This window comes from Methylocystis rosea (assembly GCF_003855495.1).
Taxonomy (GTDB): domain Bacteria; phylum Pseudomonadota; class Alphaproteobacteria; order Rhizobiales; family Beijerinckiaceae; genus Methylocystis; species Methylocystis rosea_A.
In genome coordinates this window covers 2936594-2950832 of sequence record NZ_CP034086.1, presented here as the reverse complement: position 1 = coordinate 2950832, position 14239 = coordinate 2936594, and the positions used below count along the sequence as shown (strand labels likewise).

At 64.8% G+C, this 14239-nt stretch carries 12 protein-coding genes; 4 read left to right on the top strand and 8 right to left on the bottom strand.

The window, feature by feature from the left end; translation table 11 throughout:
- Positions 1-20: 20 nt before the first annotated feature.
- Both mutS and EHO51_RS14295 read left to right on the top strand, forming a co-directional pair.
- Positions 21-2699 carry a DNA mismatch repair protein MutS gene (mutS, locus tag EHO51_RS14300; protein ID WP_124739445.1) on the top strand — a complete coding sequence of 893 codons (2679 nt, stop codon included), beginning with the start codon at positions 21-23 and terminating at the stop codon, positions 2697-2699.
- A gap of 247 nt (positions 2700-2946) precedes the next feature.
- On the top strand, positions 2947-3360 hold the full coding sequence (locus tag EHO51_RS14295; RefSeq protein ID WP_245434894.1) for a hypothetical protein: 414 nt from the start codon (positions 2947-2949) through the stop codon (positions 3358-3360).
- 191 nt (positions 3361-3551) lie between these two features.
- On the opposite strand, the gene rsmD is transcribed toward EHO51_RS14295, so the two are convergent.
- Both rsmD and EHO51_RS14285 read right to left on the bottom strand, forming a co-directional pair.
- Complete coding sequence (gene rsmD / locus EHO51_RS14290) at positions 3552-4109, bottom strand: 16S rRNA (guanine(966)-N(2))-methyltransferase RsmD (RefSeq protein WP_124739443.1); 558 nt, start codon at positions 4107-4109, stop codon at positions 3552-3554.
- A 3-nt stretch (positions 4110-4112) separates the two neighbouring features.
- Positions 4113-6119, bottom strand: a complete 2007-nt coding sequence (locus EHO51_RS14285) for a pseudouridine synthase (protein ID WP_124739442.1) — start codon at positions 6117-6119, stop codon at positions 4113-4115.
- Between the two features lie 57 nt (positions 6120-6176).
- On the opposite strand from EHO51_RS14285, the gene EHO51_RS14280 reads away from it, so the two are divergent.
- Positions 6177-6623: a nucleoside deaminase gene (locus EHO51_RS14280; protein ID WP_124739441.1), complete on the top strand. Its 447-nt coding sequence runs from the start codon at positions 6177-6179 to the stop codon at positions 6621-6623.
- Here EHO51_RS14280 and EHO51_RS14275 read toward each other — a convergent pair.
- Complete coding sequence (locus EHO51_RS14275; RefSeq protein ID WP_018406362.1) at positions 6608-7468, bottom strand: patatin-like phospholipase family protein; 861 nt, start codon at positions 7466-7468, stop codon at positions 6608-6610. The two genes, EHO51_RS14280 and EHO51_RS14275, sit on opposite strands and share 16 nt — an antisense overlap.
- On the bottom strand, positions 7465-8349 hold the full coding sequence (locus tag EHO51_RS14270) for an alpha/beta fold hydrolase (protein ID WP_124739440.1): 885 nt from the start codon (positions 8347-8349) through the stop codon (positions 7465-7467). The genes EHO51_RS14275 and EHO51_RS14270 overlap by 4 nt, the downstream gene beginning before the upstream one ends.
- Before the next feature lie 212 nt (positions 8350-8561).
- Between EHO51_RS14270 and EHO51_RS14265 the strand changes: the two genes are divergently transcribed.
- Positions 8562-9146 (top strand): carbonic anhydrase, encoded by a 585-nt coding sequence (locus EHO51_RS14265; RefSeq protein WP_124739439.1) that lies wholly within the window; start codon positions 8562-8564, stop codon positions 9144-9146.
- Positions 9147-9270: 124 nt separating this feature from the next.
- Here the strand turns inward: EHO51_RS14265 and EHO51_RS14260 are convergent, their stop codons facing one another.
- The 4 genes from EHO51_RS14260 to EHO51_RS14245 are packed head-to-tail and all read right to left on the bottom strand — an operon-like array spanning position 9271 to position 14190.
- Entirely contained in the window at positions 9271-9612 is a 342-nt protein-coding gene (locus tag EHO51_RS14260; protein ID WP_029649493.1) for a rhodanese-like domain-containing protein, read from the bottom strand.
- A 17-nt stretch (positions 9613-9629) separates the two neighbouring features.
- The gene (locus EHO51_RS14255) at positions 9630-9983 is read right to left on the bottom strand and encodes a carboxymuconolactone decarboxylase family protein (RefSeq protein WP_018406358.1); all 354 of its coding nucleotides are present in this window, start codon (positions 9981-9983) and stop codon (positions 9630-9632) included.
- Complete coding sequence (locus tag EHO51_RS14250; RefSeq protein ID WP_124739438.1) at positions 9980-13216, bottom strand: efflux RND transporter permease subunit; 3237 nt, start codon at positions 13214-13216, stop codon at positions 9980-9982. The genes EHO51_RS14255 and EHO51_RS14250 overlap by 4 nt, the downstream gene beginning before the upstream one ends.
- On the bottom strand, positions 13213-14190 hold the full coding sequence (locus tag EHO51_RS14245) for an efflux RND transporter periplasmic adaptor subunit (RefSeq protein ID WP_124739437.1): 978 nt from the start codon (positions 14188-14190) through the stop codon (positions 13213-13215). The genes EHO51_RS14250 and EHO51_RS14245 overlap by 4 nt, the downstream gene beginning before the upstream one ends.
- Positions 14191-14239: the final 49 nt, after the last annotated feature.

Below are 14239 nucleotides of genomic sequence, written 5' to 3'. Positions count from 1 at the left end.
AGGCCGTTACACTGGCTGCCATGAAACACGCAGCGCCCGTACCTGCTCAAAATCTCAACCAGGCGCCGACGCGCGTGACCCCGATGATCGCGCAATATATCGAGATCAAGGCGGCGAACGCCGATTGCCTGCTCTTCTATCGCATGGGCGATTTCTACGAGCTGTTTTTTGAAGATGCGCAGACGGCGTCGCGGGCGCTCGGCATCATGCTGACGAAGCGCGGCAAGCATCTAGGCGAAGACATTCCGATGTGCGGCGTGCCGGTCGAGCGCGCCAACGACTATCTGCAAAAACTCATTGCGCTCGGACATCGCGTCGCCGTCTGCGAGCAGATCGAAGACCCGGCCGAAGCCAAAAAACGCGGGGCGAAATCGGTGGTGCGGCGCGACGTCGTGCGGCTGGTCACGCCCGGCACGATCACCGAAGACGCGCTGCTCGATCCCGCCAGGCACAACGCCTTTTTGGCGATCGCCCGCTTGCGCGGGGAGGACGGCCGCTGGCGATACGGTTTGGCGAGCGTCGATATTTCGACGGGCGCGTTTACGGTCTGTGAGCGCGAAGAGAATGCGCTCGGCGCCGAGATCGCGCGCCTGGAGCCGCGCGAAATCATCGCCGTCGACGCGCTGTGCAGAGACCCCTCGCTAGCGGCGCTCTTCGAGGGCGCCGGCGCGCCCATCGCGCCGATCGGTCGCGACATCGGCGACGGCGCTGACGCGGCAAGACGCCTCATGGCGTTCTACGCTGTGGCGACGCTCCACGGTTTTGGCGCCTTCAGCGACTGCGAACTCGCCGCCGCCGCGACGGCGATCCTCTATGTCGAGCGCACGCAAAAGGGACAGCGCCCGGCGCTGTCGCGTCCGACAAGTCTGCGCGCGCTGACAACGCTTGAAATCGACGCGGCGACGCGCGCCAATCTCGAACTGACGCGCACGCTGTCCGGCGCGCGCGAGGGCTCGCTGCTTTCGGTCGTCGACCTCACCGTCACGCCTGGCGGCGCGAGGCTCTTGGCCGAGCGGATCGCGGCGCCCTTGACGGACGCGCGATTGATCGCAGCGCGTCTCGACGCCGTCGCCTTCTTTTTCGAAAAGCCAGATCTGCGCGCCGCGCTTCGCGCGAAGCTCGCGCGCGCGCCGGATCTTTCTCGCGCCTTGTCGCGTCTTTCGTTGGAGCGCGGCGGCCCGCGCGATCTCGCAAGCGTCGGCGTCGCGCTGGACGCAGCGCGCGACGTCGCGGGTCTTTTCGCGCAGCTCGATCCTCCATCGGACATCGCGGCGGAGGCTCAATCGCTTTCTCGAGCGGACCTCGTGCTGGCCGGCGAAATCGCCGCAGCCTTGAAAGACAGCCTGCCGCTCGACAAGCGTAACGGCGATTTTGTTCGCGAGGGGCGCGACTCCGAGTTGGACGAAGCGAGACGCCTACGCGACGCAAGCCGCAAGGTGATCGCCGAGCTGCAAGGACGCTACGCCGAGTTCACTGAGACGAAGCTCAGGATCAAGCACAATAATTTTCTGGGGTTTTTTCTCGAAGTCTCGCTGGCGAACGGCGAAAAGCTGCTGCGGCCGCCGTTCGACGCGACCTTCACGCATCGCCAGACCATGGCCGACGCGATGCGTTTCTCGACGCGCGAACTCGTCGAGCTCGAAGCGAAGATCGCTTCGGCGGCCGATCGCGCCCTGGCGCGGGAACTCGCGATCTTCGACGCGCTGGTTGCAGACGTTTGCGCGCGCGCCGAGGACTTGCGGCGTCTCGCCGAGGCGTTCGCGCGGCTCGATCTTTACGGCGCGCTCGCCGAAGTCGCAGAGAAGCGCAGCTGGACGCGGCCAATGATCGACGCCTCGCTCGATTTCGAGATTGTCAGCGGGCGCCATCCTGTCGTCGAAGCTTCGCTACAGTCGCAAGGCAAGGCTTTCGCCGCCAACGATTGTGATCTTTGCGGAACGGAGGGCGGCCGAATCGCCGTCGTCACCGGGCCGAACATGGCCGGCAAGTCTACCTATCTGCGTCAGAACGCGCTCATCGCGCTCCTGGCGCAGACGGGCTCCTACGTTCCTGCGCAGTCCGCCCGCATTGGCGTCATCGACAGGCTGTTCTCGCGTGTCGGCGCCTCTGACGATCTCGCCCGTGGTCGCTCGACCTTCATGGTCGAGATGGTCGAAACCGCGGCGATCTTGAACTGCGCGAGCCCGCGTTCGCTCGTCATTCTCGATGAAATCGGTCGTGGCACGGCGACATTCGACGGACTTTCGATCGCCTGGGCGACGATCGAACATCTGCACGAAGTGAATCGCTCGCGCGCGATCTTCGCCACGCATTTCCACGAATTGACGCAGCTTGCGAAGCGGCTGCCGCGCCTCGTCAATCTGACGATGAAGGTGACCGATCACGCCGGCGATGTGGTGTTTCTGCATGAGGTGATCAAAGGCGCGGCCGACCGCTCCTATGGCGTGCATGTCGCGCAGCTCGCGGGACTGCCGGCGAGCGTCGTCGCGCGTGCGCATGCGATCCTCGCAGAGTTGGAAGCGGCCGACCGACGCGCGCCGGTCGAGACCTTGATCGACGATCTGCCGCTCTTCGCACGCCTCGCTGAGCCGTCGGCGCCGAAGGATTCGTTGCGCGACGCGCTGCACGAGATTGATCCGGACCAGATGACGCCGCGCGAAGCGCTCGCCGCGCTCTACGAATTGAAGAAAAAACTCTGAAAGCGTTTTTGCGGTTTGAAGCCAAGACTCCAGCTCGTGACTAAGTCGCAGACCGCGGCGCGTTTGGCGCACACACTCAAATCCATCGAGCCCCGTTGCGTTCGTCCGATGCCAAGACGTGTCGAACGAAGTCGCAAGGATCGGGGCTGTACGCCGGCGCCGCCTGCGGCCTTCGCTGCGCATGCCCGTCTCTCATTCGACGGCGGCGCCAAACTACTCTGACATCGGAGAACGGGTCATGATTCTCGTGTTGATTTTCGTCGGCGTCGCTTTGGCGACAGGCAGCGTGCTCTCATTGATCGACGGACAGTTTAAGGTCAGCAAGGTGACGGCTGTCATGGCCTTCGTCGGAGGAATGATCATGGTCGTTGGCGCTGAAGCAGGATTGATCGGCTCCAGTTCGTCCTTTTTCAAAGCGCAGCAGATTAAAACGTCGGCCTGCGAATTGGACGGCGAGTCCGCATATCCTGAAAATCGCCGCTTGGATCCAGATCACCTGATCCGCAAATATATTTTGGGTTGCATGGCGCAGTCAGGCTATGCGTGGACTAACGATCACGAGCACTGCAAAGAAGCGCCGCTCGCCACAAATCCTTTGTGCTATCTGCCGACCGGCCTTTTCGATCGCGCGGTGACGAAAGTCCAAGTCGCCTTTGAGTGATACAAAATCCGTTTGAACGGAACGGCTGTCATTCCCGACGCGCGACGCGCATGATCGGGAATCCAGCGCACGACCAGCGTTCTTGGATTGGCTCTGGATTCCCGGTCAGGCCTTCGGCCTGCCGGGAATGACAAGGTCCAAGCGACGGATCAGGCCAATTCCAACTGAGAGTGTGACGCCTCCTTTGAACGCTAACGGATATAGCGCGCGAAGACGAATTGCGTGTCGCCATAGCGGCGTTCGTCTTCGCGCAGCAAATTCGGCGGCAGGTTGATTTGCGCCTTGGCGCTTTCTTCGACGACGACGATGGCGTCCGGCGCAAGCCAGTCGCCATCGACAAGCGCGAAAAGCGCTTGTGTCGCGAGATCCTTTCCATAGGGCGGATCAAGGAAGGCGAGCGAAAATGTTTCGCCCGCCGGCGCGGCGCCGAGCTTGGTGGCGTCCCGGCGAAAGATGCGCGTGACGCCGCCAAGTCCCAGCGCTTCGATATTGGCGCGCAGCAGCGCGCGCGCCTCCGCGCCGTCGTCGACGAAAAGCGCCCGCGCCGCGCCGCGGGACACGGCCTCGAGTCCGAGCGCGCCGGCGCCGGCGAAGAGATCGACGACATTCGCGCCCGCAACCGGATCGCCGAAGCGATGCGCGAGAATGTCAAAAACGGATTCGCGCAGCCGTTCGGACGTTGGTCGAATGGCCTGCGAACGTGGTCCCGAAAGCGCCCGACCCCGCAGGGCGCCGCCGACGATGCGCATGGTCTATGCGCCGCGCGGCTTGCGTGGTCCCTTCGGCGGCCCTTTGCGCGGTCCCTTGAAGGGTCCTTTGGGCGGTCCTTTGCGCGGCGCGCCTCGACCGCCCGCGGGACCTTTGCCCGGTCCGCTGCGGGGACCTTTGTGCGGGCCTCGAGACGGTCCGCCGCTGCGCGAGGGCCGCGCGTCTCCGCCCGAGCGGGGCTGATCGAATTTGCGCTCGCGAGGCGCGCGGTCGCCAGCCGAAAAGTCGCGCTCGCCGCTGCGCGCCGGGCGTTTGTCGAATGTCCGCGGCCGCTCCTGGCGCGTCGCGCTGGCGCCGCGCGTATCGCGTCGGGCCTCGTCGCCGTCGCGACGCGGCGGACGCTTGTCGAACCGCGTGTCATCGCGATTGGCCGTGCGATAATTTCTCTGACCGCTCGCGCGGTCGTCTGGCCGCTTCTCGAATCTCTGCGTGTTGCGCGTGCGTTCGTCGCGCCCCTCGTCGCTCCGCTCGCGCGGCGCTCGCGTCGGGGGACGCGCCCCGCGCTGTTCGTCGAAGCGCGGCGCACGGCGCTGCTCGGGCGCGGCCCGCTCGTCGCGACGGCGTCCGTCCTCGCGCGGGAAACGCTCGCCGCGCGGCTTGCTATCGCGCGATGGGCGTTCCGATCGCGCCTTCGGCTGGTGCGGCGCGCCATCGGCGCGCATCGCCTCGAAACGCCGGGCGTTGCGCGACGGCGGCGCCGCCGTCTCGTCGCGCCGCCTCGTCGGAGTCCTCGTCGGAGTCACACGCTCGACGGCGACGGCGCGGCCCTTGCGGTCGGCGACCGCGCCGCGCGTCACGCGCGCCCGCGGTCCGGCGTCGCGTCGCTCGTCCTGCTCTTTGCGCAACGTGGAGACATGTTTGCGCGGACCCTTCTCGGCGCGCTGACGAATCTCCTGCTGCTCCGCCGGCTCCTTCTCGCGCAGCGGCGCGGCGAAATCGACGCCGGCGAGTTCGGCGAGCGATTTGCCCAATTGCTCGCGCAGCATTTTCAATCGCACTTCTTCGACAGCGCCTTCCGCGAGATCGCCAAGCTGGAAGGGCCCGTATGAGATGCGAATGAGCCGCGTTACGTCGAGCCCGAGATGCGCCATGACGCGCTTGATCTCGCGGTTCTTGCCTTCCGTGAGGTTCATCGCGATCCAGACGTTCGCGCCTTGCTCGCGTTCGAGCCGCGCCTCGATCGGCGCATAGTGGATGCCGTCGATCGTCACGCCGTCGCCCAACGAATCGAGCTGCGCCTGATTGATCGCGCCATGCGCCCGCACGCGATAGCGCCGCGTCCAACCCGTCGCGGGCAGTTCGAGCGTGCGCGCGAGGCCGCCGTCATTGGTGAGCAGCAGCAGCCCTTCGGTATTGATGTCGAGCCGGCCGACGCTGACGAGCCGCGGCAAGTCCGGATGGCGTTCCTCAAGATAAGAGAACACCGTGGCGCGGCCTTCTTCGTCGCGCGCGGTGGTGACATAGCCGGAGGGCTTGTGGAACAGAAAGAGTCGCGTGCGCTCGCGCGCCTGCATTGGCGCCCCGTCGACCGTGATCTTGTCGCTGTCGCTCACATTGAAGGCGGGACTCGTTTGCACGCGGCCGTTGACGGCGACGCGGCCTTCCGTGATCCAACGCTCCGCGTCACGGCGCGAACAGACCCCGGCGCGCGCCATAACCTTGGCGATGCGATCGCCTTCAAAGGCGCCTTCGCGGGGCGCCGGCGCCGGCGCGCCGACGCGCTGCTTGGCGGGCGACTTTGCGGGGGGCTTGGCAGGCGGCTTACCGGGGCGCTTGCCGCGCGCGCTGTCGGCGTCGCGCGCGGCGGGCTTGTCCAAGCGAGGTTTGTCGAAGCGAGGTTTGTCCGAGCGCAGTTTGTCGAAGCCGGGCTTCGTTGGCCTTGCGTCTTGGCGTGCGGCGGCGTGCGGCGCGGCGGTCTTCTTGGCGGGCCGGCGCAAGGGCCGATCGCCGCCGGGGGAGCCGGCGCGGGTATTTCGGTTCTTTTCGGTCATGGGTTCTGATAGCAGGCGGCAAGCGCGCTTTGAAGCGCGATCGCTGAAGAGACGCAAATGAATGGCAATGACCCTTTCAGCGCCGCTTTCGAGCAGGCGCGCGCGGCGGCGGCGGCAGGCGAAGTCCCGGTCGGCGCGGCGCTTGCGCGCAATGGCGAAATCATCGCTGCCGCCGGCAACCGCACGCTGCGCGATCGTGATCCGACGGCGCACGCCGAGATGCTCGTCATTCGGCAAGCCTGCGCCGCGCTCGGCTCGGAGCGCCTTGTCGACTGCGATCTCTATGTGACGCTCGAGCCCTGCGCCATGTGCGCGGCTGCCATTTCCTTCGCGCGCATTCGGCGGCTCTATTATGCGGCAAGCGATCCGAAGGGGGGCGCCGTGGAGCACGGGCCGCGATTTTTCGCGCAGCCGACCTGCCATCATCGTCCTGAAGTCTATGGCGGCATTCGCGAAAGCGAGGCGGCGCTGCTCCTTCGCGACTTCTTTCAGGCGCGGCGGTGAGCCTCTAACCGCAGCGCCGCCTGCGCCAGTCCCTGGCGCAGCGTGTCGCGGCAGGCGTCGCCGGCGGCGAAAATGCGCGAGGCCTTAAAGAGGTCCAGCGCGAGATATTGATGCACTTCCGGTCGGATGAGCACGTCGGGCGGCCGCTCGGCGATCATGCGCGAGCTGATCGCGTTCATCATGATCTGGCTCGCGACGATCATCGTCTCGAAGGCGGACGGCGGCCCCTTGCCGGTCTCGACGCCGAAATTGCCGGAGACGTCGACGGCGATGACGATGTCGGCAAGACCCCAGAGATGGTCATAAGGAAGGGGATTGACCAATCCGCCATCGACGAAATAGCCGTGATCGCTCGTGGCGGCGCGCACGATGCCTGGAATAGCCATCGACCCAGCCACGGCGGGACGCAATGGTCCCGTGGCGAAAACCGCTTCGATGCGGCGGCGAAAATCAGTCGCGACGACCTGCAGCGGAATGCTTAGATCTTCGAAGCGTTCCGGCATGCCTTCGGGCCAGAAGGCGTGAAGAAAGCGCTCGCCGTCGAATAGCAGCGGATGCGCGACGCGGGAAAGAAGCCGCTTTCGCCCCCGCGCCCGCGCATGAAGCAGCCGGCGCGCGAGTCCGATGCGGTTCTTGAGAATGGCCTGAGTGTGGGCGCGCAGCTCCGCGCCCGAGAAGCCCGCAGCATAAGCGGCGCCGACGATGGCGCCGATTGAGGCGCCGGCGATGGCCACCGGACGCACGCCCAGTTCGTCGAGCGCCTCGAGCACGCAGATATGCGCAAGCCCGCGCGCGCCGCCGCCGCCAAGGGCGAGCGCGACGGTCTTGCCGCGATAGAGGCTCACAGGAATTTCTCCAGGGCGGCAAGCGTCTCCGCCGGCGCCTCCTCCATTGGATAAAGGCCGGAGTCGACGCGCGCCTCGGCGACATCATCGCCCCATTCGCCCCAGGCGGCGACGAGCGAGGGGCCGTTCGCGGGAAAGGTCGCCGCGCCGGCGACGATGAGCGTCGGCATGACGAGCTTCTTGCCCTCCGCCTTGTCCTCTGCAAGGCGCTCGCGATCGATGGTCGCGCCGGCGCGGAAGTCCTCGCAGAAGGCGTGAATGCGCGCCGGATCGTTGAAGGCTTGGCGATAGGCCGCGAGCGCCTCCGCGCCGAACGGCTCCAGCGACTTCGCCTTGGTTGCATTCATCAGCGCATCGTCGAGAAAGCCGATCGGATCGAGGCTGAGCAGCTCTTCCGGCTTGGGCGCGTCAGCCGCCAGGAAGCGCGCGCGTCCGACTCGCTGCAAATCCGCGTCGCCAAACTCATCGTTGATCGGCGCGATATTGATGAGCGCAATCTTATCGAGCCGACCGGGCTGATCGAGCGCAAGCCGCTGGCCGACGCGCGCGCCCCTGTCGTGACCGATAAGCGCGAAGCGCACATGGCCGAGCGACTCCATGACCGCCACGACATCGGCGGCCATTTCCCGTTTGCTATAGTTCTCGCCCTTCTCGCTCGCCGGAACCGCCGACCAGCCATAGCCGCGCAGATCCATCGCAACGACCGTGAAGCGTTTTGAGAGCGCCGGCGCAATATTACGCCACGCGACATGCGTCTCGCCGAACCCATGCAACAGAACCAGAGGCCGGCCCTCGCCGTGGACGCGGGCGAATATCTTTCCAGCCGGCGCATCGATCCAATGCGAAGCGAAACCAGGAAAAAACTCTGCGGAATCGGACATTCGCTACAACATCTCCCTTAGACCTGCGCGTCTGCGCGAACGTTATACAGTATCAGCGCCGACGCTCCCGAAATATATATCGCTGATCGTCAAGCGACTATGTCACGAAGATCGAGCGTCTTGTCTGCTTGAAAAGGAAGCTGAAGCGCTTCAATGTTGAGGAAGGTCAAAAAAGCTTTTGCAAAAGCAACACGGCAACACGGGAGAGAGACATGGCAAGCCAGATCGTCAACGAGGTCGTGACCGCGAACAATGCTTACGCCGCCAATTTCGGAAGCAAGAGCGAATTGGCGCTGCCGCCGGCGCGGGGTTTCGCGATCCTGACCTGCATGGATGCGCGTCTCGATCCCGCGAAATACGCGGGCCTGTCGGAAGGCGACGCGCATGTGATCCGCAACGCCGGCGGCCGCGCATCAGATGACGCGATTCGTTCGCTCGTCATTTCTCATAAGCTGCTCGGCACCAAGGAGTGGTTTGTCATTCACCACACCAATTGCGGCATGGAGCTCTTTTGCGACGAGATCATGAGCGACTTGCTGGACGACAGCCTGGCGACGGCGAGTTTCGACGGCGAGAACTGGTCGAACCCGCAACATGGCGGCGGCTGCGCGGCCGGCCACTTCATCAAGTGGCACACGATCGAGAATCAGGAGGAAAGCGTCGCGCAGGACGTCGCGCGCATCCGTTCGCATCCGCTGGTGCCGAAAAACATCCCGATCTACGGCTACATCTATGATGTGAAGACCGGCAAGATCAACGAGGTCTCGGAAGCGACCAAACTCGGCAAGGCGGCGTAACCCGCATTGGCGTAGCTCGCAACGCTTCGCTCGGCGAAGCGATCGCGACGACGTGATATCTGGATCCCCGATCGCGCTATGCGCGTCGGGGACGACAGATCGCGATGTCTACCTGAGTGGTTTTCTATTCCACCGCGCCGCCGCTCGCGCGCCAGCCGCCGGTGCCGGGCGCATAGTGGCGAAGATCCTTTCGTCCGGCGCCCTGCGCCTGGGCCAGCGCCTTGGCCGAACGTCCGCCCGCCTGGCAAATGAGGACGACGTCGCCCTTCGGAAGCTTTGTCGGATCGAAGCTCGAGAGCGGCATGTTCTTGGCCCCCGGCACATGCCCGGCGCCATATTCATGCGGCTCGCGCACATCGACGATGGCGCAGGATTTATCCGCGACGACGCGGCAGAAATCATCATGCTCGATCGTCGGCGCCGCGCCGCCGCCCGCGAGTTTCGATAAGAGAGAGCCCAGAGCCATTGTTCGTTCCTTTCGTCTCAGGCCTGCTTTTCGGCGTCGAACTGGGTGAACGCCGCGAGCGCGTGGCTCGCATACATCACCGACGGTCCGGCGCCCATGTAGATGCTCATGGCGAGCGTCTCCATCACCTCCTCGCGCGTCGCGCCGCGCTGTGACGCGGCTTTGGCGTGGAAAGCGATGCAATCGTCGCAGCGCACCGCAACGCTGACCGCAAGCGCGATCAGTTCCTTTGTCTTGGGGTCGAGCGCGCCTTGCGCGCCCGCCGATATCGCCATCGCCGAAAAGGCCTTCATCACCTCAGGCGAGCCGACCCGCAATTCTCTGATGTCGGCCGAGAGCTTCTTGGCGAGCGCCGCCCAGTCTTCGATCATGACGCACTCCTTGGGATTTCGTCGTCGCGCAGGACGACATAGATCGCGGGGATGACAAGCAAGGTCAGCGCCGTCGACGAGGCGAGGCCAAAGACCAGCGAAATGGCGAGGCCCTGAAAGATCGGATCGGTAAGGATAAAGGCCGCGCCGATGATCGCCGCGGCGGCGGTGAGAAAGATCGGCTTGAAGCGGACGGCGCCCGCCTCGATCAGCGCCGCGCGCAAGCTCATGCCGCCGGCGCGCAAATGCCGGATGAAATCGACGAGCAGGATCGAATTGCGCACGACGATCCCGGCGAGCGCGATGAAGCCGATCATTGATGTTGCGGTGAAGGCGGCGTTGAACAGGATATGGCCGATGACGATGCCGACGAGCGTCAACGGCACCGGCGCGAGGATGACCAGCGGCAGTTTGAACGAGCCGAACTGCGCGACGACGAGAAGATAGATGCCGAGCAGCGCCACCATGAAGGCGGCGCCCATGTCGCGGAAGGTGACATAGGTCACCTCCCACTCGCCGTCCCAGAGCAGCGTGGGTTTGGAATCATCGAGCGGCTGGCCGTGATATTTGATCGTCGGCGGGCCCGAGGCTCCCCAATCGATCTTGTCGATCGCGTCTTCGACCGCGAGCATCCCATAGATCGGCGCTTCGAAACGTCCGGCGACCTCGGCGCTGACCATTTCGGCGAAGCGGCCGTTATGGCGGAAAATCGGGTAGGAGCCGAGTTCGCGCGTCGCCTTGACGACGTCGCCGAGCTCGACATTGGCGCCCTGACGCGCCGTGCCGCCGGCAGGGAGCGGCGTCGACAGGATGCGCTCGCTGGGCGTCATGGCTCCGCGCGGCAACGCCACGGAAATATCGATGGGCTTGGCGCCGCCGCCCTTTTGCGAAAAGCCGATTTTCACGCCGCCGACCAGAGCGCCGATCGTGTCGTAGACGGCGCGCTCTTCGACGCCGTGATATTCGAGCGCCTCCTGGTCGATCTCGAAGCGCAGGCGCTCGGCGCGCTGGCCGAAGCTGTCGTCCGTATCGACGACGAAATCGACCGCGTCAAAAGCCTTGCGCACTTTCGCCGCGAGATCGCGCCGCGACTGCGCGTCCGAACCATAGACTTCGGCGAGCAGCGTCGACAGCACGGGCGGACCCGGCGGCACTTCGACGACCTTGATCGCGGTATGCTCCGGCGCGGGCAGGGCTTCGAGCCGCTTGCGAATGTCGAGCGCGATCGCATGGCTCGCGCGGCGGCGCTCGGATTTCGGCTGCAGATTGATCGCCAGATCGCCCATCTCCGGCGCCTTGCGCATATAATAATGCCGCACGAGACCGTTGAAGTTGAACGGCGCGGCGGCGCCCGCATAGGATTGAACCGAGGTCAGCTCCGGAATGTCTTTCAGCCGCTCGGCCGCCGCCGTCAGCACCCGATCGGTTTCTTCGAGCGAAGCGCCACGCGGCAGATCGACCACGACCGCAATCTCCGACTTGTTGTCGAACGGCAGCAGCTTTACGCGCACGGTCTTCGTTGCGAAGAGCGCCATGGAGAGAAGCGTCGCGAGGCCGACGGCCGCAAGAAACCATTGCGAGCGCTTTCGGCCCTGCAGCAAGGGCGTCGCCACGCGCACATAGAAATTGCCCATGGGGCCGCGTTCATGCGCATGATCGACGCCGTCGCCGCGCTCCTGCGCGAAACGCTTGCCGGCGACTTTGAGCAGAAGCCAGGGTGTGATGGTCATGGCGACAAAAAAGGAAAAGATCATCGCGAGCGAAGCGTTCGCGGGAATAGGGCTCATATAGGGCCCCATCAGACCCGAGACGAACATCATCGGCAGCAGCGCGGCGACGATGGTCAGCGTCGCGACGATGGTCGGATTGCCGACTTCCGCCACGGCTTCCACAGCCGTGTCGATCAGGCTCCGGGAGCCGCGCATTTGCCAGTGGCGCACGATGTTTTCGACGACGACGATGGCGTCGTCGACCAGAATGCCGATCGAGAAGATGAGCGCGAAAAGACTGACGCGATTGATCGTGTAGCCCATCAGCCATGAGGCGAAGAGCGTGAGCAGAATGGTCGTCGGGATGATGACGAAGACGACGACGCCCTCGCGCCAGCCGACCATCACCACGATGAGCGCGACGATCGAGACGGTCGCCAGCGCGAGATGGAAGAGCAGCTCGTTGGCCTTTTCGGTGGCCGTCTCGCCATAGTCGCGCGTCACCGCGATCTCAATATCGTCGGGAACGATGCGGCCCTTGACGGCCTCCAGCCGATGCATGACCTCGTCGGCGACGATCACGGCGTTGGCGCCCTTGCGCTTGGCGATGGCGATGCTGACGGCGGGACGCTTATCGAGACCGCCGGCGGCGTTGCGGGTCATGGTCCAGCTGAGCCGGTCGGGCTCGGCGGCGCCGACGCGCACATCGGCGACGTCTTTTACATAGACCGGCCGTCCGTCTCTCGTGGTGAGCAGCAGCAGACCGACATCGGGAACGCCCTGCAAGGTCTGGCCGGCGACGACCGGCACGGCGCGATTGGCCTCGCGAAACGCGCCGACGAGAAAGGAGCGGTTGGCGTTGGTCAGCTTGTCGATGAGCTGATTGAGCGTCACCCCAGATTGCGACAGGCGCTCTGGATCGGGTTCGACGCGGATCTGATTGGGGCTGCCGCCGACGATGTAGCTCAGGCCGACGTCATTGACCTTGGTGAGGTCGTGCTGCAATTCCTCGGCGACCTGATAGAGGCCATTGTCGGTCCATCGGTCGGCGCGTTCCGGCTTCGCCGACAGCGTCAGCACGACGATCGCCACGTCATCAATGCCGCGGCCGATGATCAGCGGCTCGGGAATCCCTTTCGGCAATTCGCCGATATTGGCGCGAATCTTGTCGTGAATGCGCAGCACGGCGTTGTCCTGCGGCGTGCCGACATAAAAGCGCGCCGTGACGACCACATTGTCGTCGCGCGTCTGCGAATAGACATGCTCGACGCCATTGACGCCCTTGATGATGTCCTCAAGCGGGCGCGTGATGAGTTCGATCGCGTCCTCAGCCTTATAGCCGTTGGCTGACACCATAATGTCGACCATCGGCACGGAGATCTGCGGCTCCTCCTCGCGCGGCAGCGAGCGCAGCGCGATCAGTCCGACGAGAATCGAGGCGATCAGCAGCAGCGGCGTCAGCGGCGAATTGATGAAGGTGCGGGTCAGCGTTCCCGAAATGCCGGGGCGAAACTCTGCGCTCATGGCGTAGACACCACGTCGCCGTCATGGAGCCCGGACAGGATTTCGACGCCGTCGCCGTGCGCTTCGCCAAGCTGAATGACGACCTCTTCGCCGGAGGCGAGTCGGACGAAATCCACGCCGGCCCGTCGGTAGACCGCGCTGCGCGGTATGATGATCGTGTCGCGCTTGCCCGTCGTGACGTAAACACGCGCGCGTTCGCCGACGAAATAGTCGCCCAGCCCTACGACGTCGACGTCGGCGATGACGCGGCCGCCCTGAATTTCGGGATAGACGATGCGCACCCGACCCTGCTTGCGCCCGCCGCCCGCCTCTTCATGCAGGCCGCGCGCGCCAATTTCGACCTTGTCGCCGGCGCGCATGAAACGCGCGTGGCGCTCGGGCAATTGCAGACGCAGGATATATTTGTCTTCGGCCATCGTCGCGATGGTTTCGCCGGGCATGACGACGCGGCCGATGGAAACCGGAATGGTGAGGATGCGCCCTGGTCCCGGCGCGCGCACCGAGCCTTCCGCCGCCTGCTGTTCGATCACGCTGCGATCGGAGCGCAGCGCCGAGAGGTTGCGGTCGGCGACGTCGAGCGCCGTCTTCGCCTGATCAAACAGCGCCTTGGTATAGACGCCGCGCCGAAACAGTTCCTGCGCGCGATCGAAATCGCCCTGCGCCTTCTCGCGCTGCGCCTGCTGCGAGCGGATGCGCTGATCGAGCGCCTGCATCTGGAGAAAAAGCTTCTGATCGACGACTGAAGCGATTTCGGCGCCGCCGGCGACGTCATCGCCCTCTTTGATCTTGAGCGCGCTCACGGTGCCGCCGATGCGCGCCCGCGCCGTCAATTGATGCGCAGGCTCGACGGACGCCACCACGGCTTTAAGGTCCTCGACCGGGGCGACTCGGATCGTGACCTCTTCGGCCTTGACGCCCGAGGACAGGGCAAGCGCGGCGAGGAGCGCCGTCGGCGCAAAATGGTAGCGGCACATTGGTCTCATGCAGCCCAGTTATATGCGTAAAACTTAAATTAGCAATAGC

Excerpts from the sequence above, each read along its gene's own strand:
- mutS (WP_124739445.1), top strand. The coding sequence starts at position 21 with ATGAAACACGCAGCGCCCGTACCTGCTCAAAATCTCAACCAGGCGCCG.
- rsmD (WP_124739443.1), bottom strand. The coding sequence starts at position 4,109 with ATGCGCATCGTCGGCGGCGCCCTGCGGGGTCGGGCGCTTTCGGGACCA.
- EHO51_RS14285 (WP_124739442.1), bottom strand. The coding sequence starts at position 6,119 with ATGACCGAAAAGAACCGAAATACCCGCGCCGGCTCCCCCGGCGGCGAT.
- EHO51_RS14280 (WP_124739441.1), top strand. The coding sequence starts at position 6,177 with ATGAATGGCAATGACCCTTTCAGCGCCGCTTTCGAGCAGGCGCGCGCG.
- EHO51_RS14270 (WP_124739440.1), bottom strand. The coding sequence starts at position 8,349 with ATGTCCGATTCCGCAGAGTTTTTTCCTGGTTTCGCTTCGCATTGGATC.
- EHO51_RS14265 (WP_124739439.1), top strand. The coding sequence starts at position 8,562 with ATGGCAAGCCAGATCGTCAACGAGGTCGTGACCGCGAACAATGCTTAC.
- EHO51_RS14260 (WP_029649493.1), bottom strand. The coding sequence starts at position 9,612 with ATGGCTCTGGGCTCTCTCTTATCGAAACTCGCGGGCGGCGGCGCGGCG.
- EHO51_RS14255 (WP_018406358.1), bottom strand. The coding sequence starts at position 9,983 with ATGATCGAAGACTGGGCGGCGCTCGCCAAGAAGCTCTCGGCCGACATC.
- EHO51_RS14250 (WP_124739438.1), bottom strand. The coding sequence starts at position 13,216 with ATGAGCGCAGAGTTTCGCCCCGGCATTTCGGGAACGCTGACCCGCACC.
- EHO51_RS14245 (WP_124739437.1), bottom strand. The coding sequence starts at position 14,190 with ATGTGCCGCTACCATTTTGCGCCGACGGCGCTCCTCGCCGCGCTTGCC.